At 68.4% G+C, this 21,329-nt stretch carries 19 protein-coding genes and 1 riboswitch; of the genes, 15 read left to right on the forward strand and 4 right to left on the reverse strand.

The annotated features are described in order from the left end of the window. Positions 1 to 3 precede the first annotated feature (3 nt). Positions 4 to 459 carry a nitroreductase/quinone reductase family protein gene (locus tag A5681_RS09050; protein WP_067272506.1) on the reverse strand — a complete coding sequence of 152 codons (456 nt, stop codon included), beginning with the start codon at positions 457 to 459 and terminating at the stop codon, positions 4 to 6. Positions 460 to 572: 113 nt separating this feature from the next. On the opposite strand from A5681_RS09050, the gene A5681_RS09055 reads away from it, so the two are divergent. From A5681_RS09055 to A5681_RS09065, 3 genes are all read left to right on the forward strand, one after another. Then, positions 573 to 1,256 (forward strand): TetR/AcrR family transcriptional regulator, encoded by a 684-nt coding sequence (locus tag A5681_RS09055; RefSeq protein ID WP_197498556.1) that lies wholly within the window; start codon positions 573 to 575, stop codon positions 1,254 to 1,256. 120 nt (positions 1,257 to 1,376) lie between these two features. Further along, complete coding sequence (locus tag A5681_RS09060) at positions 1,377 to 1,877, forward strand: VOC family protein (RefSeq protein WP_067272512.1); 501 nt, start codon at positions 1,377 to 1,379, stop codon at positions 1,875 to 1,877. A 49-nt stretch (positions 1,878 to 1,926) separates the two neighbouring features. After that, positions 1,927 to 3,390 (forward strand): FAD-binding protein, encoded by a 1,464-nt coding sequence (locus tag A5681_RS09065; protein WP_067272515.1) that lies wholly within the window; start codon positions 1,927 to 1,929, stop codon positions 3,388 to 3,390. 52 nt (positions 3,391 to 3,442) lie between these two features. Here A5681_RS09065 and A5681_RS09070 read toward each other — a convergent pair whose 3' ends face one another. Beyond that, positions 3,443 to 5,368, reverse strand: a complete 1,926-nt coding sequence (locus A5681_RS09070; RefSeq protein WP_067272518.1) for an ABC transporter ATP-binding protein/permease — start codon at positions 5,366 to 5,368, stop codon at positions 3,443 to 3,445. A 93-nt stretch (positions 5,369 to 5,461) separates the two neighbouring features. Here A5681_RS09070 and A5681_RS09075 point away from each other — a divergent pair, with 93 nt between their 5' ends. The 12 genes from A5681_RS09075 (at position 5,462) to gcvP (ending at position 19,015) form a co-directional block, all read left to right on the forward strand. Then, a complete protein-coding gene (locus A5681_RS09075) occupies positions 5,462 to 7,114 on the forward strand; it encodes an acetolactate synthase (protein ID WP_067272520.1) in 1,653 nt (550 codons plus the stop codon). 97 nt (positions 7,115 to 7,211) lie between these two features. Then, a complete protein-coding gene (gene secA2, locus A5681_RS09080; protein WP_067272524.1) occupies positions 7,212 to 9,536 on the forward strand; it encodes an accessory Sec system translocase SecA2 in 2,325 nt (774 codons plus the stop codon). 98 nt (positions 9,537 to 9,634) lie between these two features. Further along, positions 9,635 to 10,264, forward strand: coding sequence for a CDP-alcohol phosphatidyltransferase family protein (locus tag A5681_RS09085; protein WP_067272527.1), 630 nt, complete (start codon positions 9,635 to 9,637; stop codon positions 10,262 to 10,264). After that, positions 10,257 to 11,183 (forward strand): DUF881 domain-containing protein, encoded by a 927-nt coding sequence (locus A5681_RS09090; RefSeq protein ID WP_067272530.1) that lies wholly within the window; start codon positions 10,257 to 10,259, stop codon positions 11,181 to 11,183. Before A5681_RS09085 ends, A5681_RS09090 begins: the two co-directional genes overlap by 8 nt. A gap of 55 nt (positions 11,184 to 11,238) precedes the next feature. Continuing rightward, complete coding sequence (locus A5681_RS09095; protein WP_067272533.1) at positions 11,239 to 11,571, forward strand: small basic family protein; 333 nt, start codon at positions 11,239 to 11,241, stop codon at positions 11,569 to 11,571. Further along, positions 11,534 to 12,472 (forward strand): DUF881 domain-containing protein, encoded by a 939-nt coding sequence (locus A5681_RS09100; RefSeq protein ID WP_082968281.1) that lies wholly within the window; start codon positions 11,534 to 11,536, stop codon positions 12,470 to 12,472. The genes A5681_RS09095 and A5681_RS09100 overlap by 38 nt, the downstream gene beginning before the upstream one ends. 28 nt (positions 12,473 to 12,500) lie before the next feature. Continuing rightward, a complete protein-coding gene (gene gcvH, locus A5681_RS09105; protein ID WP_067272536.1) occupies positions 12,501 to 12,899 on the forward strand; it encodes a glycine cleavage system protein GcvH in 399 nt (132 codons plus the stop codon). 262 nt (positions 12,900 to 13,161) lie between these two features. Continuing rightward, entirely contained in the window at positions 13,162 to 13,623 is a 462-nt protein-coding gene (gene garA, locus A5681_RS09110) for a glycogen accumulation regulator GarA (protein WP_276038948.1), read from the forward strand. Next, positions 13,623 to 14,378, forward strand: a complete 756-nt coding sequence (locus A5681_RS09115) for a MerR family transcriptional regulator (protein ID WP_067272539.1) — start codon at positions 13,623 to 13,625, stop codon at positions 14,376 to 14,378. Before garA ends, A5681_RS09115 begins: the two co-directional genes overlap by 1 nt. A gap of 105 nt (positions 14,379 to 14,483) precedes the next feature. Continuing rightward, positions 14,484 to 14,978: a bifunctional nuclease family protein gene (locus A5681_RS09120; RefSeq protein ID WP_046184273.1), complete on the forward strand. Its 495-nt coding sequence runs from the start codon at positions 14,484 to 14,486 to the stop codon at positions 14,976 to 14,978. 281 nt (positions 14,979 to 15,259) lie between these two features. Continuing rightward, positions 15,260 to 15,865 (forward strand): MerR family transcriptional regulator, encoded by a 606-nt coding sequence (locus A5681_RS09125; protein ID WP_067272542.1) that lies wholly within the window; start codon positions 15,260 to 15,262, stop codon positions 15,863 to 15,865. Positions 15,866 to 15,906: 41 nt separating this feature from the next. Next, positions 15,907 to 16,005, forward strand: a riboswitch (glycine riboswitch). A gap of 172 nt (positions 16,006 to 16,177) precedes the next feature. Next, positions 16,178 to 19,015 carry an aminomethyl-transferring glycine dehydrogenase gene (gcvP, locus tag A5681_RS09130; protein ID WP_067272545.1) on the forward strand — a complete coding sequence of 946 codons (2,838 nt, stop codon included), beginning with the start codon at positions 16,178 to 16,180 and terminating at the stop codon, positions 19,013 to 19,015. A gap of 98 nt (positions 19,016 to 19,113) precedes the next feature. On the opposite strand, the gene A5681_RS09135 is transcribed toward gcvP, so the two are convergent. Next, positions 19,114 to 19,974, reverse strand: a complete 861-nt coding sequence (locus A5681_RS09135) for a haloalkane dehalogenase (RefSeq protein ID WP_067272549.1) — start codon at positions 19,972 to 19,974, stop codon at positions 19,114 to 19,116. A 67-nt stretch (positions 19,975 to 20,041) separates the two neighbouring features. Beyond that, positions 20,042 to 21,295, reverse strand: coding sequence for a 3-oxoacyl-ACP synthase KasB (gene kasB, locus A5681_RS09140; protein WP_067272551.1), 1,254 nt, complete (start codon positions 21,293 to 21,295; stop codon positions 20,042 to 20,044). Positions 21,296 to 21,329 lie beyond the last annotated feature (34 nt).

Raw genomic sequence — 21,329 nt, forward strand, 5'->3', positions numbered from 1 at the left:
CGGTCAGCGGGTCGCGTCGACCTCGGCCAGGGCGAACACCGGGATGGTGGGCGCGACGGCGCGGAATTGCTCTTCGGTGCTGTCCGGGGTCAGGCCGGCGACGTAATCCTTGACCTGCCAATACCAGCGGTCCAGATAACGTCGCAGCAGGTCGGGCTTGGCCGCATCGGCCACCTCGCTGACCCGGGCGCGCCGCCTGCGCCACCGGGGACCCGCCTCGACGACGCCCGCGGCCCGGACGTTGCGGGCCCACTGGGTGTTGCCGCGGGGCGAGACCAGGTAGTCGACGCCGTCGACGGTCAGCAGGTTGACGACGACCGCCCGCGGTTTACCGCTCTTGCGCCCGCGAACCCGCAGCGCATGGGTCCCGGCGATGCTGACACCCATCTCGGCGAGCCAGCGAATCACCGTGTTGGCGGCCCGTGCCGCCCGGTTCGGTTCCTCGTAACGCGTCGTCATGTCGCGTCCCTTTCTCGCAACTTGACGAGAGCAGTGCTCTCTTTGGGGCAGACACTGCCACACGCCCGGCCAGGAAGCAAGAGCGGTGATCTCGGTTGTGTCAGACTGACCGCGTGGGCAAACGGCAGGACACCCGGGAGCAGACCGAGGCGCGCATCATCGCGCTGGGCCGCCAGCAGCTGGTGGATCGCGGGGCGGCCGGGCTGTCCGTGCGGGCGATCGCCCGGGAGCTCGGCATGGTGTCGTCGGCCGTGTACCGGTACGTGTCCAGCCGCGACGAATTACTGACGTTGCTGTTGGTCGACGCCTACTCGGACCTGGCCGACGCCGTGGACCGCGCGCGCGAGACGGCCGGGGAGCTGTGGAGCGACGATGTCACCGCGATCGCCCGGGCGACCCGGCGGTGGGCCGTCGCGCACCCCTCCCGCTGGGCCCTGCTGTACGGCAGCCCGGTGCCGGGGTACCACGCACCGCCCGAGCGCACGGTGGCCGTGGGCACCCGGGTCGTGGCGGCCCTCTTCGACGCCGTCGCATCCGGCATCGCCACCGGGGACATCAGGCTGACCGATGTCGTTGCCGCAGAACCGATGTCGTCGGACTTCGAGCGGATTCGCCACGAATTCGGATTTCCCGGCGACGACCAGGTGGTCGCCAAGTGCTTTCTGCTGTGGGCCGGCGTGCTGGGTGCGATCAGCCTGGAGGTGTTCGGGCAATACGGCAGCGACACCCTGACCGACCCCGAAGCGGTGTTCGATACGCAGCTTGGGCTGCTGGTCGACGTGCTGAGTCAGCATTGACGGCTCCCGCCCCAAATTAGAACGTGTTCACCCAGCTCCGGGGGACAAAGGCGGTGCCCAGTGGGCAAAGTTTTCCCGACCCTTTCTGGCGGCCCCCGCACTGGACTATCCTGCGAAACGATGACCCTCCCCGCCCAATCGCCGACGCAGATCGCGTGGGTGACCACCGACCTCGATGCCACCGAAACCGCCCTCACCGGCCTGTTAGGGGTACGCAAGTGGGTACGGATACCCGAGGTGCACTTTGCTCCGGAGTCCTGCAGCTACCTCGGCGAGCCGGCCGATTTCGTCGCCAGCATCTCGCTGAGCTATCTCGGCGACATGCAGCTGGAGCTGATCCAGCCGGTGCGGGGGAAGAACATCTATAGTGACTTTCTGCGCGACTCCGGGCAGGGCCTGCACCACATCTGCATGGAGGCCGAGAGCCCTGAGCAATTCGACGCGGCGTTGGCGGACGCGGTCGCATTCGGGGCCTCGATCGTGCAGCAGGGCGTGATGCCCGGCGGGATCCAGTTCGCCTACGTGTCGGCGCCGCAAGCCGCGGTGCCGTTCGTGGAAATCGCCTACATAGCGCCCGAGATGAGGGCGTTCTACGACTACATCAAACAGGAACAGCGGTGAGCCGCGCCGGCGACGAGGTCGTGCGCAGCGATGAAGGGGAGTGGCGCCAATGAGCACCGAAATTCCGGCGACGGTCAACGCGGACGACGTCACGTCGTGGTCCGATGACGTCGACGTGGTGGTGGTCGGCTTCGGCATCGCGGGCGGCTGTGCGGCCGTCAGCGCCGCGGCCGCCGGGGCGCGGGTGCTCGTGCTCGAGCGCGCCGCCGTGGCGGGCGGCACGACTTCGCTTGCGGGCGGCCACTTTTACCTCGGCGGGGGTACGGCGGTCCAGCAGGCGACCGGGCACCCCGATTCGCCCGAGGAGATGTACAAGTACCTGGTCGCGGTGTCCCGGCAGCCGGACCACGAGAAGATCCGGGCCTACTGCGAGGGCAGCGTCGAGCATTTCAATTGGCTCGAAGACTTGGGCTTTCAGTTCGAGCGCAGCTACTTCCCGGGCAAGGCGGTCATCCAGCCCAACACCGAAGGGCTGATGTTCACCGGTAACGAGAAGGTGTGGCCCTTCCTGGAAAAGGCGGTGCCCGCACCGCGCGGCCACAAGGTCCCCGTGCCCGGTGACACCGGGGGCGCCAGCATGGTGATCGATCTGCTGCTGAAGCGGGCCGTCAGCCTGGGCGTGCAGATCCGGTACGAGACGGGAGCCACCGAGCTCGTCGTGGACGGTTCGGGCACCGTGTGCGGCGTCATGTGGAAGCACTTCGCCGAAGCCGGTGCGATCAAGGCAAAGTCGGTGATCGTCGCCGCCGGGGGGTTCGTGATGAACTCGGAGATGGTTGCCAAGTACACGCCGAAGCTGGCCGAGAAGCCGTTCGTGCTGGGCAATACCTACGACGACGGGCTGGGGATCCGCCTGGGTGTATCAGCGGGCGGCGCAACCGAACACATGGACCAGATCTTCATCACGGCGCCGCCCTACCCGCCGTCGATCCTGCTGACCGGGATCATCGTGAACAAGCTCGGAAAGCGCTTCGTCGCCGAGGATTCCTACCATTCACGGACGTCCGGGTTCATCATGGACCAGCCGGACAGCGCGGCGTTCCTCATCGTCGACGAGGCACATCTGGAACACCCGAAGATGCCGCTGGTTCCGCTGATCGACGGCTGGGAGACGGTACCGGAAATGGAAGCGGCGCTTGGCATTCCGGAGGGCAACCTGGTCGCGACGCTGGAGCGCTACAACGCCAACGCCGCCCGCGGCGAGGACCCCGACTTTCACAAGCAGCCAGAGTTCCTCGCCCCGCAGGATCAAGGCCCCTGGGGCGCGTTCGACATGTCACTGGGCAAGGCGATGTATGCCGGGTTCACCATCGGTGGTCTCGCCACATCCGTGGACGGCGAGGTGCTGCGCGACGACGGCACCGTCGTGCCGGGCTTGTACGCGGCCGGCGCCTGCGCCTCCAACATCGCCCAGGACGGCAAGGGCTACGCCAGCGGCACGCAGCTGGGCGAGGGTTCGTTCTTCGGGCGCCGCGCCGGAGCGCACGCGGCGCGTGGCGCCGGGGGCGCGTAGGAGCGTCGAGACATAGCGCCGGAGCGCACGCGGCGCGCGGGGCGCGTAGGCGTTAGACGCGCGCGGGCTCCTTCTTCTCCTCCACGGGACCCAACCGCCACGGGCCGCCCCCGAGCAGTTGCAGTTCTTGTTCGTGGTGCTGCTCGACGGTGGGCCGATGACTGACGCTGACCACCACGCAGTCCGGCAGCTCGGTCCGAACCAGTTGGTAGAGCGCGAATTCCAGCCCCTCGTCGAGCGCCGAGGTGGCCTCGTCCAGGAAGACCGCCTTCGGTTTGGTCAGCAGGATGCGCGCGAAAGCGACCCGCTGCTGTTCGCCGGGGGAGAGCACCTTGGCCCAATCCCGCTCCTCGTCGAGGCGCTCAATCAGCGGGGCCAGGGCGACTTTGGTGAGCACCTCACGCAACTCATCGTTGGACACCCCGTCCGGCGAGTTCGGATAGCACACGACGGTGCGCAAGCTGCCCAGCGGCACGTACGGCAATTGCGAGAGGAACATCGTCGCGTTCTCACCGTCGGGGCGGCACAGGGTCCCGGACGCGTAGGGCCACAATTCGGCCAGGCTGCGCAGCAGCGTGGTCTTGCCGGCGCCCGACCGCCCGGTGATCACCAGCGAATCGCCTTCGGCCAGTTGAACATCCAGCGGATCGATCAGCCTGTCGCCGCCCGGCGTGCGGACCTCGACGTCGCGAAGCTCGACGGCGGTCTCCTCGCTCGGCTTGACCAGCATGGTGGGCAGCGCGCGGCCCTGACTGTTGGCGTCGACCAGACCGTGCAACCGGATGATCGCCGCCCGGAAGGCCGCGAAGGCGTCGTAGTTGTTGCGGAAGAACGACAACGAATCGTGAATGTTGCCGAAGGCGGTCGCGCTCTGGCCGACGTCACCGAAGTCGATCTGCCCGGCGAATAGGCGCGGCGCCTGAATCACCCACGGCAGCGGGACGATCGCCTGCGACACCGACCAGTTCCAGCCGTTGAAGATGATGGTCCGGCGCACGAACTTGCGGTAGTTGTCGATGATCGGGGTGAACCGCCGCCACAGCTGCGCCCGCTCCACCCTTTCACCGCGGTAGAAGCCCACGGCCTCGGCGGCGTCGCGAAGTCGCACCAAGGCATAGCGGAAGGCGGCGTTGAGTTTCTCGTTGTTGAAGCTGAGCCAGATCAGCGGATGCCCGAGCCAGATGGCAACGAGCGTGGCGACCAACACGTACACCAGGACCGTCCAGAACATCGCGCGCGGCAGCTCGACGCCGAACACGTTGAGGTTTCCGGACAGGTTCCACAGGATGGCGGCGAAGGAGATGACCGAGGCCACCGCGTTGACAGCCCCGAACAGCAACGTGCTGCCGGTTCCGTTCGACGGGATGTTCGGGGTGCCGCCCGCATTCGCGGTGAAGATGTCGATGTCCTGCTGGATGCGCTGGTCGGGGTTGTCGATCGTGTTATCGATGAACAGGTCGCGGTAGTAGGCCCGGCCGTCGAGCCAGTCGTCGGTGAGGTGCGACGTCAGCCACATGCGCCACGCGATGATGAACCGCTGCGTCAGATAGATGTCGATCATGAACCGGATGACATAGAGGGTGGCCAGCACGCTGAAAATCGCGATCGACATCCAGAAGCCGTGAATGCCGGACTGTTTGACCGCGTCGTCGTCGGCCGCCACGCCCTGCACCGCCTTCTGGACCGCGGTGTACAGGTCGTTGCCCTGGTAGCTGAGCAACACCATGAGCCGCACCGAGAGCAACACCGACAGCAACAGCACGCCGAGCATCACCCACACGCCGATGCTGCGCGCCCCGACGAAATACCCGCGCGTGATGCGCCAGAATTGCCGGCCCCACGGCGTGAGATATCTGAACAGGACCAGTGCGACGAACAGGCAGACGGCGCTGATCAGCCACGCGATGGCGACCCACCGCAACGAATCCACGGCGGCCGCCGACCAGTTGATCGAGGGCTTGAACGGCTTCGGGCCCATGGTCGCTGTCTCCTCACGGTCGAGCTGCTGGACTTGGGTGGGACTTCAAATCCTTCGGCGAAGGTACCCGACGGATCTGGATAGGCTGCGGTTATGAGCACCGACGCCATCCCCACACAAACATTGCACGCCGGCCGGCTCATCGCTCGGCGCCTGCGGGCCAGCGGTGTCGACACCCTCTTCACGTTGTCCGGCGGCCATCTGTTTTCCGTGTACGACGGCTGCCGCGAGGAGGGGATCCGGCTGATCGACACCCGCCACGAGCAGACCGCGGCCTTCGCCGCCGAAGGGTGGTCGAAAGTGACGCGGGTGCCCGGGGTCGCCGCGCTCACCGCGGGGCCGGGCGTCACCAACGGGATGAGCGCGATGGCGGCCGCCCAGCAGAACCAGTCGCCGCTCGTCGTGCTCGGTGGCCGGGCGCCGGCCGGGCGGTGGGGCATGGGTTCGTTGCAGGAGGTCGACCACGTGCCGTTCGTGGCGCCGCTGGCCCGCTTCGCCGCGACGGCGCAGTCCGCCGAGGACGCCGGCCGGCTCGTCGACGAGGCGTTGCGGGCTTCGGTCGGCGCGCCGTCGGGGGTTGGCTTCGTCGACTTCCCCATGGACCACGTGTTTTCCATGTCCGAAGATCACGGGCGTCCCGGTGCGCTCACCGACCTGCCGCCGGGGCCCGGCGTGGACGACCTGGACGGCGCGGCCCTCGGCCGCGCCGCCAGCCTGCTGTCGGGGGCCAGGCGGCCGGTCATCATGGCGGGCACCAACGTCTGGTGGGGGCGCGGTGAGGCGGCCCTGCTGCGTCTCGCCGAGGAGCTACAGGTCCCGGTGCTGATGAACGGGATGGCCCGCGGCGCGGTGCCCGCCGATCACCCGCTGGCGTTCTCCCGGGTGCGGGGAAAAGCGTTGGGCGAGGCCGATGTTGCGCTGATTGTCGGGGTGCCCATGGATTTCCGGCTGGGCTTCGGCGGGGTGTTCGGGCCGCAGACCCGGCTCATCGTGGTGGACCGCGCCGAACCCGAACGCAAGCATCCCCGCCCGGTCGAGGCCGAGCTCTACGGCGACCTGCTGTCCATCCTCGCGGCCCTCGCGACCGGTAGCGGGACCGACCACCGCGACTGGATCGACGAACTGCGCACCGACGAGACCGCCGCGCGCGGAAAGGAAAAAGCCGAACTCGCCGACGAGCGCGTGCCGCTGCATCCGATGCGGGTGTACGCGGAGCTGGCGCCGATGCTGGACCGCGACGCCATCGTCGTCATCGACGCCGGCGACTTCGGGTCCTACGCCGGGCGGGTGATCGACAGCTACCAACCGGGCTGCTGGCTGGACAGCGGCCCCTTCGGCTGCCTCGGCTCGGGGCCCGGTTACGCCCTGGCCGCCAAGCTGGCCCGGCCGGACCGTCAGGTCGTCCTGCTGCAGGGCGACGGCGCCTTCGGGTTCAGCGGCATGGAATGGGACACCCTGGTCCGGCACAACGTGCCCGTCGTCTCGGTCATCGGCAACAACGGCATCTGGGCGCTGGAGAAACATCCGATGGAGGCGCTGTACGGCTACTCGGTCGTGGCGGAACTGCGGCCGGGAACCCGTTACGACGAGGTGGTGCGCGCCCTGGGCGGCCACGGCGAGCTGGTGTCCGCGCCGGCCGAGCTGCGGCCCGCGCTGGAACGGGCCTTCGCCAGCGGCCTGCCCTCGGTGGTCAACGTGCTCACCGATCCCAACGTCGCCTATCCCCGCCGGTCCAACCTCGCCTGAACACACGCCCCACTGGGGCGCACCGGCGCCCGCCGGCGCGGCGTGTCGCGCAAACACGCGCGCCCACGCCGATTTGCGGTTCACGTACCGTTGACCTGTGCCAAAGACCACCCGCGCGCAGCCCGGCCGCCTGAGCAGCCGCTTCTGGCGACTGCTCGGCGCCAGCACCGAGAAGAACCGCAACCGCTCCCTTTCACAGGTCACCGACTCCTCCGAATACGACGAGGAAGCGGCCGGCCTCACCGACGAGCAGCTGCGCAAGGCCGCCAAGCTGCTCAAGCTCGAGGACCTCGCCGAGTCCGACGACATCCCGCAATTCCTCGCGATCGCCAGGGAGGCGGCCGAGCGGGCCACCACGCTGCGCCCGTTCGACGTCCAGCTCCTCGGCGCGCTGCGCATGCTCGCCGGCGACGTCATCGAGATGGCCACCGGTGAGGGCAAGACGCTCTCCGGGGCGATCGCGGCCGCCGGCTACGCCCTCGCCGGGCGGCACGTGCACGTCGTGACGATCAACGATTACCTGGCCCGCCGCGACGCGGAGTGGATGGGCCCGCTGATCGAGGCGATGGGGTTGACCGTCGGCTGGATCACCGCCGAGTCGACCAGCGAGGAGCGTCGCGCCGCCTACGGCTGCGATGTCACCTACGCCTCGGTCAACGAAATCGGTTTCGACGTCTTGCGTGACCAACTCGTGGTCGACGTCGACGACCTGGTGTCGCCCAATCCCGATGTGGCGCTGATCGACGAGGCCGACTCGGTGCTCGTCGACGAGGCCCTGGTGCCGCTGGTGCTGGCCGGCACCACGCACCGGGAGACGCCCCGGCTGGAGATCATCAAGCTGGTCGGCGAACTGTCGCCGGACACGGATTACGACACCGACTCCGACAGCCGCAACGTCCATCTGACCGACGTCGGGGCGCGCAAAGTGGAGAAGGCGCTCGGCGGCATCGACCTCTACTCCGAGGAGCACGTCGGCACCACCCTGACCGAAGTGAACGTGGCGCTGCACGCGCACGTGCTGCTGCAGCGCGACGTGCACTACATCGTCCGCGACGACGCCGTGCACCTGATCAACGCCTCCCGCGGACGCATCGCGCAATTGCAGCGCTGGCCCGACGGCCTGCAGGCCGCGGTCGAGGCGAAGGAAGGGATCGAGACCACCGAAACGGGGGAGGTGCTGGACACCATCACGGTGCAGGCGCTGATCAACCGCTACGAAACCGTGTGCGGCATGACGGGCACCGCGCTGGCCGCGGGGGAGCAACTGCGCCAGTTCTACAAGCTCGGTGTGTCGCCAATTCCGTCCAATAAGCCCAACATTCGCGAGGACGAGTCCGACCGCGTCTACATCACCGCCGCCGCCAAGAACGACGGGATCGTCGACCACATCGCCGAGGTGCACGAGACCGGTCAGCCGGTGCTGGTCGGCACCCGCGATGTGGCCGAATCCGAGGAACTGCACGAGCGGCTGTTGCGCCGCGGCGTGCCCGCGGTGGTGCTCAACGCCAAGAACGACGCCGAGGAGGCCGAGGTCATCGCCGAGGCCGGCAAGTACGGGGTGGTCACCGTGTCGACGCAGATGGCGGGGCGCGGCACCGACATTCGGCTCGGCGGCTCCGATGAGGCCGACCACGACCGCGTCGCCGAGCTCGGCGGCCTGCACGTGGTGGGCACCGGGCGGCATCACACCGAGCGGCTGGACAACCAGCTGCGCGGGCGCGCGGGCCGCCAGGGCGACCCCGGCTCGTCGGTGTTCTTCTCGAGTTGGGAAGACGACGTCGTCGCGGCCAACCTCGACCACAACAAGCTGCCGATGGAAACCGACGAGGACGGCCGGATCGTCAGCCCGAAGGCGGCCGGGCTGCTCGACCACGCCCAGCGGGTCGCCGAGGGCCGGATGCTGGACGTGCACGCCAATACCTGGCGCTACAACCAACTGATCGCCCAGCAGCGCGCCATCATCGTCGATCGCCGTAACACGTTGCTGCGCACCGCAACCGCGCGCGAGGAGCTCGCCGAACTGGCGCCCAAGCGGTACAAGGAGCTTTCCAAGGAAATCCCGGAGGATCGCCTGGAGACGATCTGCCGGCAGATCATGCTCTACCACCTGGACCGCGGGTGGGCCGACCATCTGGCGTACCTGGCGGACATTCGCGAGAGCATCCACCTGCGGGCGCTGGGCCGGCAGAACCCGCTGGACGAATTCCACCGGCTGGCGGTGGACGCGTTCGCGTCGCTGGCCGCGGACGCCATCGAGGCCGCGCAGCAGACGTTCGAGACGGCGAACGTCCTCGAGGAGGAGCAGGGCCTGGATCTGTCCAAGCTGGCCCGGCCGACCTCGACGTGGACGTACATGGTCAACGACAACCCGTTGTCGGACGACACGCTGTCGACGCTCAGCCTGCCCGGGGTCTTCCGCTAAGCCGTTCAACGGCGGGCGCCGAATGTGCGTCCAGCCGCACACTGGGGACCGAGTGTGCGTCCAGCCGCGCACTCGGCGTTCGGCTAATGTCACGGCTTATGGAGCCGGCGCTTCCACCCGACCGGGTGCTGACGGTGCCCAACGCGCTGAGCGCCATTCGCCTGGTGCTCATCGGAGTGTTCGTCTACGCCCTGCTGTTCGCCCACGCCAACGGTTGGGCGGTCGGGATCCTGATGTTCAGCGGCGCGTCGGACTGGGCCGACGGCAAGATCGCCCGGCTGCTCAACCAGTCTTCGCGGCTCGGCGTCCTGCTCGATCCTGCGGTCGACCGCCTCTACATGATCTGCGTGCCCGTGGTGATGGCGATGAGCGGGATCGTGCCGTGGTGGTTCGTCGGCGTCCTGCTGGCGCGCGACGGCCTGCTGGCGGCGACGCTGCCGCTGTTGTGGAGCCGGGGCTTGTCCGCGCTGCCGGTGACCTACATCGGCAAGGCCGCCACCTTCGCGTTGATGTCGGGCTTTCCGCTGGTGTTGCTGGGCACGTGGGACGCCCTGTGGAGCCGGGTGGTCGGGGCCTGCGGCTGGGCCTTCCTGATCTGGGGCATGTATGGCTATCTGTGGGCGTTCGCGCTGTATGTGGTGCAGATGACGCTGGTCATCCGCCGGATGCCCCGCCTCAAACACGATGCGCACCGGCCCGGGACACCCAAGGCGGTCGATCGTGGCTGACCCGGACCGCCTGCTGGGCGGCTACGACCCCAACGCCGGGCGCAGCGCACACGTGGCGTCGCGGCCGCAGTTGATCCCGGTGCCGTCCCTGCTGCGCGCCCTGCTTTCCGAGCACCTCGATCCCGGCTACGCCGCGGCCGCTCAGAAGCGTCGCGAGGCTGCCACGCCGGGGGGCGGGCGCGAACGCGCCTTCGGCTGGCTCTGGCAGGCGCTGGCGGCGCTGCTGATCGCCACCGTCTTCGCCGCCGCGGTCGCACAGGCGCGTTCGGTCGCGCCCGGTGTGCGCTCCGCGCAGCAATTGTTGCTGGGCAATGTGCGTTCGACGGAGAGCACCGCGGCCAAACTCGCCCAGCGGCGCGGCGAGCTGTCCTCTCGGGTCGACGACGTGCAGCGCCGCGCACTGGCCGACGACGCCGAAGGGCAGCGGCTGTTGGCTCGTCTCGACGCGCTCGGCCTGGCGGCGGCGAGCCGGCCCGTCATCGGTCCCGGCCTGAAGGTGACCGTGACCGATCCCGGCGCCGGCCCGAACCTTTCCGACGTCTCCAAGCAGCGGGTCAGCGGCAGCAGGCAGATCATTCTGGACCGGGATCTGCAGCTGGTCGTCAACTCGTTGTGGGCGAGCGGGGCCGAGGCGATCTCGGTCGGCGGCGTCCGCATCGGTCCCAACGTGACCATTCGGCAGGCCGGCGGGGCGATCCTGGTCGACAACAACCCCACCAGCAGCCCGTACACGATCCTCGCGGTGGGCCCGCCCCGCGCCATGCGGGACGTCTTCGACCAGAGCTCCGGCCGGCAGCGCCTCAAACTCCTCGAGGTCTCCTACGGTGTCGTCGTCACGGTCGACGCCGCCGACGGGCTGACGCTTCCCGCCGGATCGATCCGCGATACCAGGTTCGCCAAACAGATTGGGCCACAGTGAGGAAAGTCCTCGGCAGACATCTCCGCCGGTGCGCGTCACGGAACGGAAACCGAGCATGATCGGCATCGCGGCGCTGGCGATCGGGATCGTGCTCGGCCTGGTGTTCCACCCCGCGGTGCCCGAGGCCGTCCAGCCGTACCTGCCCATCGCGGTGGTGGCGGCGCTCGACGCCGTGTTCGGCGGGCTACGCGCCTACCTGGAGCGGATCTTCGACCCGAAGGTCTTCGTGATCTCGTTCGTGTTCAACGTTTTCGTGGCCGCGCTGATCGTCTATGTCGGAGACCAATTGGGTGTGGGTACCCAGTTGTCCACGGCGATCATCGTGGTGCTGGGCATCCGCATCTTCGGCAATGCCGCCGCGCTGCGCCGCCGGCTGTTCGGGGCGTGACGGGCGGCGCGACGATGCGGAGCGAAGCGATGAAGGGGATCGGCGCCATGGCCAAGGCGAGGCCGGCGTGAGCGAGGAACCGCCCGGCGACGCCGCCGAAAGCGCGGAAAGCCGTGTCCCGCACGGGCGGCACGAATTACCGTCCAAGCGCCCACGCCCCGAGATCGGTCCGGTGCGCCGCACCGGACTGTCGGGGATGGTCCGCGGCGGTCGCTCCCGGCTGGCGTTCGGGACGTTGGCGGTGCTGTTGTGCCTGCTGCTCGGCATCGCCATCGTGACGCAGGTCCGGCAGAACGAGTCGGGTGATTCCCTGGAAACGGCGCGTCCCGCGGACTTGCTGGTGCTGCTGGATTCGCTGCGGCAGCGCGAGGCCACCCTCAACGCCGAGGTGAACGAACTGCAGAACACGCTGAATTCGCTGCAGGCGTCGGGCAACAACGACCAGGCCGCCATCCAGGCCGCGCAGGCCAGGCTCGCCGCCCTGTCCATCCTGGTCGGCGCGGTGGGTGCCACCGGACCGGGCGTCACGATCACGATCGACGACCCCGGGCCCGGGGTCTCGCCGGAGGTGATCCTCGACGTGATCAACGAACTGCGGGCCGCCGGCGCCGAGGCAATCGAGATCAACGATGCACACCAGTCCGTGCGCGTGGGCGTCGATACCTGGGTGGTGGGCATGCCGGGTTCGCTGACCATCGACACCAAGACGCTGTCGCCCCCGTATTCGATTCTGGCCATTGGTGATCCGCCGACCCTGGCCGCGGCGATGAACATTCCGGGCGGCGCGGAGGACAGCATCAAGCGCGTCGGTGCGCGGATGTCCGTTCGGCAAGAGGATCGAGTGGACGTGACCACCTTGCGACAACCAAAACCGCACCAATACGCTCAGCCCGTCAAGTGAGCACATCCGCGACAGAACAGGATCACTAGTGAGCGACATCCCGCCCGATCTGCACTACACCGCCGAACACGAATGGGTTCGCCGAAGCGGTGACGACGTCGTTCGGGTCGGGATCACCGACTTCGCGCAGTCGGCGCTGGGCGATGTCGTCTTCGTTCAGCTGCCCGACGTGGGTGCCGAACTGACCGCGGGTGAATCCTTCGGCGAGGTCGAGTCGACGAAGTCGGTGTCGGACCTGTACGCGCCGGTGTCGGGCACGGTGTCCGCGGTCAACGCCGATCTGGAAGGCAGCCCGCAGCTGGTCAACTCCGACCCGTACGGGGGCGGGTGGCTGCTGGACGTTCAGGTGTCCGACGTCGCCGCGCTGGAGTCCGCCATCTCGTCGCTGCTCGACGCCGAGGCCTACCGCGGAACCTTGACCGAATGACGATTGCTAATCTGCCTGCCAGCCCCGCGCGGCGACGCGAGCGGCGCGGAAGGCCGGCGGGGGAAAGGCGGGCAATCGGTCCGCTGATCGTCGGGTGGGGGGCACATTGCAGAGCCATGCGCGGTACCGTCGACAGATCGACACTTGAAGGCAGCAGTCTTAGCAATCGGCAGTACCGGGCGAGTAAACCCAGTGAGCAGCCGGCCGAGCGGCCCGGTCAGACAACGCCACAGCAGCCAGTGAGGAGCAGCGCGTGACGGACATGGACAACGACCAGACCTCTGACGAAGTCACGGTGGAGACGACCTCGGTCTTCCGTGCCGACTTCCTCAACGAACTGGATGCGCCCGCGCAGGCGGGCACCGAAAGCGCGGTTTCCGGGGTGGAGGGGCTTCCCGCCGGCTCGGCGCTGCTGGTCGTCAAACGGGGACCGAACGCCGGCTCGCGTTTCCTGCTCGACCAGCCGATCACGTCGGCCGGTCGGCATCCCGACAGCGACATCTTTCTCGACGACGTCACCGTCAGCCGTCGCCACGCCGAATTCAGGTTGGAAAACAACGAATTCAACGTGGTGGATGTCGGTAGCCTTAATGGCACCTACGTCAACCGGGAGCCCGTCGACTCGGCGGTGCTCGCCAACGGCGACGAGGTGCAGATCGGCAAGTTCCGCTTGGTGTTTCTGACCGGGCCCAAGCAGGGTGAGGACGGAGGATCCGGAGGCTAGTGAGCGCACCCGATAGCCCGGCACTGGCCGGGATGTCGATTGGGGCGGTCCTGGAACTGTTGAGGCCGGACTTTCCCGATGTCACGATCTCCAAGATTCGCTTCCTGGAGGCCGAAGGACTGGTGACGCCGCAGCGCGCTGCCTCGGGCTATCGGAGATTCACCGCGTATGACTGCGCTCGGCTGCGGTTCATCCTCACCGCACAGCGCGATCATTACCTACCGCTCAAGGTGATCCGCGCGCAGTTGGACGCGCAGCCCGACGGCGAGTTGCCTCCTTTCGGGTCGCCCTACGCCGGCCCACGTCTGGTGTCCGTGGCGGGGGTCGGGGACACCGGCGCCGAGCAGGCCGCCGGATCGGATGCGGCCGCGGTCGCGCCGTCGAGCATCCGGTTGAGCCGGGAAGACCTGCTGGAGCGGTCGGGGGTGGCCGACGACCTGTTGACGGCGCTGCTCAAGGCGGGAGTGATCACGACCGGCCCGGGCGGCTTCTTCGACGAACACGCCGTCGTGATCCTGCAATGCGCGCGGGCACTGTCGGAATACGGTGTCGAGCCACGGCACCTGCGGGCGTTCCGCTCGGCCGCGGACCGGCAATCCGACTTGATCGCCCAAATCGCCGGGCCGATAGGGAAAGCCGGTACGGCCGGGGCCCGGGACCGCGCCGACGACCTGGCGCGCGAGGTGGCGGCCCTGGCCATCACGTTGCACACGTCGCTGGTCAAATCCGCCGTTCGCGACGTTCTGCATCGCTGAGGACTAGACTTCGTCGATAGCTTGGTTTTCAGCGGCACAGCGGAAATTCGGCGCCGCCGTTGCGCCAAGAAACGACACGGCAGCATATGCGGAGGGCAGACACAAATGGGTGAAGTTCGTGTTGTCGGCATTCGCGTGGAGCAGCCGCAGAACCAGCCGGTCCTGTTACTGCGCGAAACCGACGGCGACCGATACCTGCCGATCTGGATTGGCCAGTCGGAGGCTGCCGCGATCGCGCTCGAGCAGCAGGGCGTCGAGCCGCCGCGCCCGCTGACGCACGATCTGATCAGGGATGTCATTGCCGCGCTTGGCCATTCACTCAAAGAGGTGCGGATCGTCGACCTTCAAGAGGGCACCTTTTACGCCGACCTGGTCTTCGACCGCAATATCACGGTGTCGGCGCGGCCCTCGGATTCGGTGGCGATAGCGCTGCGCGTCGGCGTCCCGATCTACGTCGAGGAGGCGGTGCTGGCCCAGGCCGGCCTGCTGATCCCCGACGAGACCGACGAGGAGGGCGGCACCGCCGTCCGCGAGGACGAGGTGGAGAAGTTCAAGGAGTTCCTCGACAGCGTCTCGCCCGACGATTTCAAGGCCACCTAAACCCCTTTCCGGCCCCTTCCAGCGGCTTCGCGAACCCCGCCGGCGCCGACTACCCTGGACACCGACATCACGGATCCGTCTCACTTACCACCGGGATGTCGACACGCCTGGCGGATAGCGCCCTCACTTTGCCCGGCGGCAGCCATACTTTGATCACGACTTAAGGGCGCGGTAGCTATCGAAGCGCGTAAGCTCTCTAGCACTCGGGCCTGAGCAAACGTGGCTGCGACGCAGCCAGTACGCAGCTGGAAACGAAAGCGCGATCGGCGAGAGGAAGCACCGTGAGCGAGCAGCCACGTCAAGAACAGCTGGATCTAGCTGAGCACGCGACCGCCGCGCCGGAAGCGCCCGTGCAGCCCGGACTGTTTCCCGACGACTCCGTGCCGGACGAGCTGGTCGGCTACCGCGGCCCGAGCGCCTGCCAGATCGCGGGAATCACCTACCGCCAGCTGGACTACTGGGCGCGCACCTCGCTGGTGGTGCCGTCGATCCGCAGCGCGGCGGGCTCGGGCAGCCAGCGGCTCTACTCGTTCAAAGACATCCTGGTGCTCAAGATCGTCAAGCGGCTGCTCGACACCGGGATCTCGCTGCACAACATCCGAGTCGCGGTCGACCACCTGCGCCAGCGCGGCGTGCAGGACCTGGCCAACATCACGTTGTTCTCCGACGGCACCACGGTTTACGAGTGCACGTCGGCCGAAGAGGTCGTCGACCTGCTGCAGGGCGGCCAGGGCGTGTTCGGCATCGCGGTATCGGGCGCCATGCGGGAGCTGACCGGCGTGATCGCCGACTTCCCCGGCGAGCGGGCCGACGGGGGCGAGTCGATCGCCGCCCCCGAAGACGAGCTGGCCTCGCGCCGCAAGCACCGCGACCGCAAGATCGGTTAACCCCACCCGCGCCACCGGGCCGGGTAAACTAGGCGCTGCATCGCACTCGTGCGGGAGAGCTTCGTGACGGCCAGTCACGGACGCCGAAGGAGCAACACCTCTCCGCTAACCTCTCAGGCACCCCGGACCGCGCGGGTTAACGATGCCTCTGGAAAGCGGTGCCGGCCCCACCGGCCGACACCCGCCGATGGGGAAAGGCGCGCGGGCGGTGCCCGGCGCCGAATCTCTCAGGCGCCCGGCGAACGGGTGAAGACAGAGGGGGAGGGCCGCTAGTCCTCTGCCTTTGTCGATGCCACAGCCAGGAGTTCGCCAGTGCCCGATCAATCAACTTTCGCAGCCCGGCACATCGGCCCGGACGGCCAAGCCGTCGCGGCGATGCTGTCCGTCATCGGTGTCGAGTCGCTGGACGAACTGGCCGCCAAGGCCGTCCCGGCGGGCATCCTCGACAAGCTCACCGGCCGGGGCGTGGCACCGGGTCTGGATGAGCTGCCGCCGGCCGTCACCGAGGCCGAGGCGCTGGCCGAGCTGCGGGCGCTGGCCGAGGCGAACACGGTGGCCGTCTCGATGATCGGGCAGGGCTACTACGACACGCTCACCCCGCCGGTGCTGCTGCGCAACGTCTTGGAGAACCCGGCCTGGTACACCGCCTACACCCCGTACCAGCCGGAGATCAGCCAGGGCCGGCTGGAGGCGCTGCTGAATTTCCAGACGATGGTGGCGGACCTGACCGGGCTGGAAGTCGCCAACGCCTCGATGCTCGACGAGGGCACCGCCGCCGCCGAGGCCATGACGCTGATGCACCGCGCGACCCGCGGTTCGTCGAACCGGCTCGCCGTCGACGCCGATGTGTTCCCCCAGACGGCGGCCGTCCTGGCCACGCGAGCTGAGCCGTTGGGCATCGAGATCGTCACCGCCGACCTGAGCCGTGGCCTTCCCGACGGCGACTTCTTCGGCGTCATCACCCAGCTGCCCGGGGCCAGCGGCCGCATCACCGACTGGGCGGCCCTGGTGGAACAGGCCCACGACCGCGGCGCGCTGATCGCCATCGGCGCCGACCTGCTGGCGTGCACGCTGATCACCCCGCCCGGTGACATCGGTGCCGACGTGGCGTTCGGAACGACCCAAAGATTCGGCGTGCCAATGGGATTCGGTGGCCCGCACGCCGGATATCTGTCGGTGCACGGCAAGCATGCCCGCCAGTTGCCCGGCCGGCTGGTCGGCGTGTCGCTGGACGCCGACGGGTCCCCGGCCTACCGGCTGGCGCTGCAGACCCGCGAACAGCACATCCGCCGCGACAAGGCGACCAGCAACATCTGCACCGCGCAGGTGCTACTCGCCGTGATGGCCGCCATGTACGCCAGCTACCACGGCGCCGACGGGCTGTCCGCGATCGCCCGCCGCGTGCACGGCCACGCCGAGACCATCGCCGCCGCGCTGGGCTCTGCGGCCGACACCGCGCTGGTGCACGAGCAGTTCTTCGACACCGTGCTGGCGCGGGTTGCCGGACGCGCCGACGAGGTGGTGGCGGCGGCGAAGGCGAACGGCGTCAACCTGTGGCGCGTCGACGCCGATCACGTGTCGGTGGCCTGCGACGAGGCCACCACGGACGCCCATGTGGCCGCGGTGCTGGACGCCTTCGGCGTGCCGGCCGCCGAGCCCGTCGCCGTCGACATCGCGACCCGCACCTCGGAGTTCCTGACCCATCCCGCGTTCACGCAGTACCGCACGGAAACGGCGATGATGCGCTACCTGCGGGCGCTGGCGGACAAGGATATCGCCTTGGACCGCAGCATGATTCCACTCGGCTCGTGCACGATGAAGCTCAACGCCGCCGCCGAGATGGAGCCGATCACCTGGCCGGAATTCGCCCGCCAGCATCCGTTCGCGCCGGCGTCGGACACGCCAGGCCTGCGTCGGCTCATCAGCGACCTGGAGAGTTGGCTGGTGCACATCACCGGTTACGACGCGGTGTCCCTGCAGCCCAATGCAGGCTCCCAGGGCGAATACGCCGGGCTGCTGGCCATCCACGACTACCACGCCAGCCGGGGCGAACCGCACCGCAACATCTGCCTCATCCCGTCCAGCGCGCACGGCACCAACGCGGCGTCGGCGGCGTTGGCCGGCATGCGGGTGGTCGTGGTGGCCTGCCACGACAACGGCGACGTCGACCTCGACGACCTGCGCGCCAAGGTTGCCCAGCACGGCGACGCGTTGTCGACGCTGATGATCACCTATCCGTCCACGCACGGCGTTTACGAGCATGACATCGCCGAGATCTGCGCGGCCGTCCACGACGCCGGCGGCCAGGTCTACGTGGACGGGGCGAACCTCAACGCGCTGGTCGGCCTGGCGCGGCCGGGACGCTTCGGCGGCGACGTGAGCCACCTGAACCTGCACAAGACGTTCTGCATCCCGCATGGGGGCGGCGGCCCGGGGGTGGGACCCGTCGCGGTGCGTTCGCACCTGGCTCCGCTCCTGCCCGGGCACCCGCATGCGCCCGAGTTGCCGCAGGGACATCCGGTGTCGTCGGCGCCGTACGGGTCCGCGTCGATCCTGCCGATCAGCTGGGCCTACATCAGGATGATGGGCGCCGACGGCCTGCGGGCCGCGTCGCTGACCGCCATCGCCTCCGCCAACTACATCGCCCGGCGGCTCGACGAGTACTTCCCGGTGCTCTACACCGGGGAGAACGGGATGGTCGCCCACGAATGCATCCTGGACCTGCGGGGCATCACCAAGTCGACCGGTGTGACCGTTGACGATGTCGCAAAGCGCTTGGCGGACTATGGTTTTCACGCGCCGACGATGAGCTTCCCGGTGGCCGGCACGCTGATGGTGGAACCCACCGAGAGCGAAACCCTGACCGAGGTCGACGCCTTCTGCGAAGCCATGATCGCCATCCGGCGCGAGATCGACCGGGTCGGCGCGGGGGAGTGGTCGGTCGACGACAATCCGCTGCGCGGCGCCCCGCACACCGCCGAATGCCTGCTGGTCTCCGACTGGGAGCACCCGTACACCCGGGAAGAGGCCGCCTATCCGCTGGGCAAGAACTTCCGGCCGAAGGTGTGGCCGCCGGTGCGGCGCATCGACGGCGCCTACGGCGACCGCAACCTGGTCTGCTCGTGCCCGCCGGTGGAGGCGTTCGCCTGAGGCCGGACTGGCGGCGAACCTTTCGAACGTCACGTGACTGCGAAATTCGGCCTCGTTTTTCGCAGTCCCGTTGCGCTCGCGACTGAGCCTTGGCCCGGTTAGCCGAAACGCTCGGCGATCGCCGCGGCGATCTGATCCGGCGCGTCCTCCTGGATGAAGTGTTTGGCGTCGGGCAGTTCGACCACGACGTGGTCGGGGAAGGTTGCCCGCATGCGCGGGAGCGTCGGGCCGGGCCGGAACGCGAAATCCTTCATGCCCCAGACGAACAGCGCGGGTTTGGCGCCCAGCTTCGCCGGCACGTCGCGGGCCAGCCGCGCGAGCAGGGGTTCGGCTGCCAGGATCTGCTTGGGCATCTCGGCGACGCCCCTGCGCGCGTCGGCGTTGGGCTGCACCGCCCGGTAGTGCTCCATCACCGCGTCGCTCGGCCGGCGCTGCACGCCGGCGGGGATGAGTCGCTCGACGAAGAAATTGCGGTGCAGCACCGCGTATTGCAGCGGGGGGCTGGACATCACCCGGCTGAACATCTTCGTCGTGAACACGTCGGTGGGCCAGAACCAGGTGTTGCCCAGGATGACGCCGCGCACTCGCTCGGCCCGCTCCACCGCCACCGCCATGCTGATCGGGCCGCCCCAGTCCTGACCCATCGTCAGGTAGCCCTCCAAGTCCAGGTGGTCGACGAACTCGCCGAGCACCCGGGCGTGCTCCTCGATGGTGTACCCGAATCCCGCGGGCCGGTCCGACAGCCCGAACCCCAGGTAATCCGGTGCGACGCAACGGAACCGGTCACGCAGCGCGATGACGATGTTGCGATACAGGAAGCTCCACGTCGGGTTGCCGTGCCACAGCAACAGCGGAGGCCCGGCGCCCTCGTCGATGTAGTGCAACCGTCCCCGCGAGCTGTCGAACCAGCGCGACTGGAACGGGTAGAGCCGCGCGTCGGGTGTGAAATCGATGCTCATGGCGCTCCTTCGGTAGCGCACATGATGCTAGGCCGCAAGTGTGACAACTACCGGGCCGAAGCCGCGGTCAGTACCGGCCGAACGCCAGGGCGACGTTGTGCCCGCCGAACCCGAACGAATTGTTGATGGCATACCGGTAGTTGCCCCGCCGGGGATTGCCCGCCACCACATCCAGATCGATTTCCGGGTCCAGATTTTCCAGGTTCAGCGTCGGCGGAACGATCTGGTCGCGCAACGCCAGCACGGTCAGGATCGACTCCACCGCGCCCACCGCGCCGACGGAATGCCCCAGCGCCGACTTCGGCGCGTACACCGCGGGCTTGTTGCTGCCCAGTGCGTTGTTGATGGCCTTGCCCTCGGCCAGGTCACCGATCTGCGTCCCGGTGGCGTGGGCGTTGACGTGGTCGATGTCGTCGGGCGTGAGACCGGCGAGCTGGATGGCGCGCGTCATCGCCTGGCCGGCGCGGCTTCCGCTCGGGTCCGGGGCCACCATGTGGTAGCCGTCGGACGTCACCCCGGCCCCCATCAGGCGGGCCAGGATGCGCGCCCCGCGCGCCTTGGCGTGCTCCTCGGTCTCGAGGATCATCAGCGCGCCGGCCTCGCCGAACACGAAACCGTCGCGGTCCTTGTCGAACGGGCGACAGGCGCCGGCCGGATTCGCGTTGTTGGTCGACATCACGATCCGCATGTTCGCGAAGGCCGCGATGGGCACCGCCTCGATCCTGGTCTCGACGCCGCCGCAGATCGCGACGTCGGCCTCGCCGAAGACCATCGCCTGCCAGGCCCGGGCGATGGCCTCGGAACCCGACGCGCACGCCGACACCGGCGTCATCACGCCGGCCCGGGCGTGCCGTTCCAGGCCGACGGCCTGCGCGGCGGCGTCGGGCATGTACTTGCTCACGGACAGCGGCGAGACCGCCTTCACGCCGCGGGCGCGCAGGTTGTCCAGGCTGAACACCAGCTCCTCGCCGGAACCGAAACCGGTGCCGATCGACACCATCAGGCGATTCGGGTCGACGTCGGGTGAGCCGGCATGGTCCCACGCCCGCCGGTTGACGATGGCGGACATCCTCGCCAGGTAGCCCGTCCTGCGCAGCTCGGCGGGGTTCAGCTCGCTGTCGAATTCCTCCAGCAGGTGCCCGCCGATGCGCACCGGCAGGTCGAACTCGTCCACGAACGGGTCGTCGAGCTCACGGATGCCGCTCTGGCAGTCGAGGAGCAGCTTCCAGGTCGTGTCCGCGTCCGTGGCCAAAGCGGTGGTCATGGCGAACCCGGTGACCACCACATCCGGAAGCCCTTGTCCAGTAGTCAGTTTCGTCATCGCTGTCGTGGATCATCCTTTCGCGGCGCCGGCC

Source organism: Mycobacterium scrofulaceum (genome assembly GCF_001667885.1).
Classification (GTDB): domain Bacteria; phylum Actinomycetota; class Actinomycetes; order Mycobacteriales; family Mycobacteriaceae; genus Mycobacterium; species Mycobacterium scrofulaceum_C.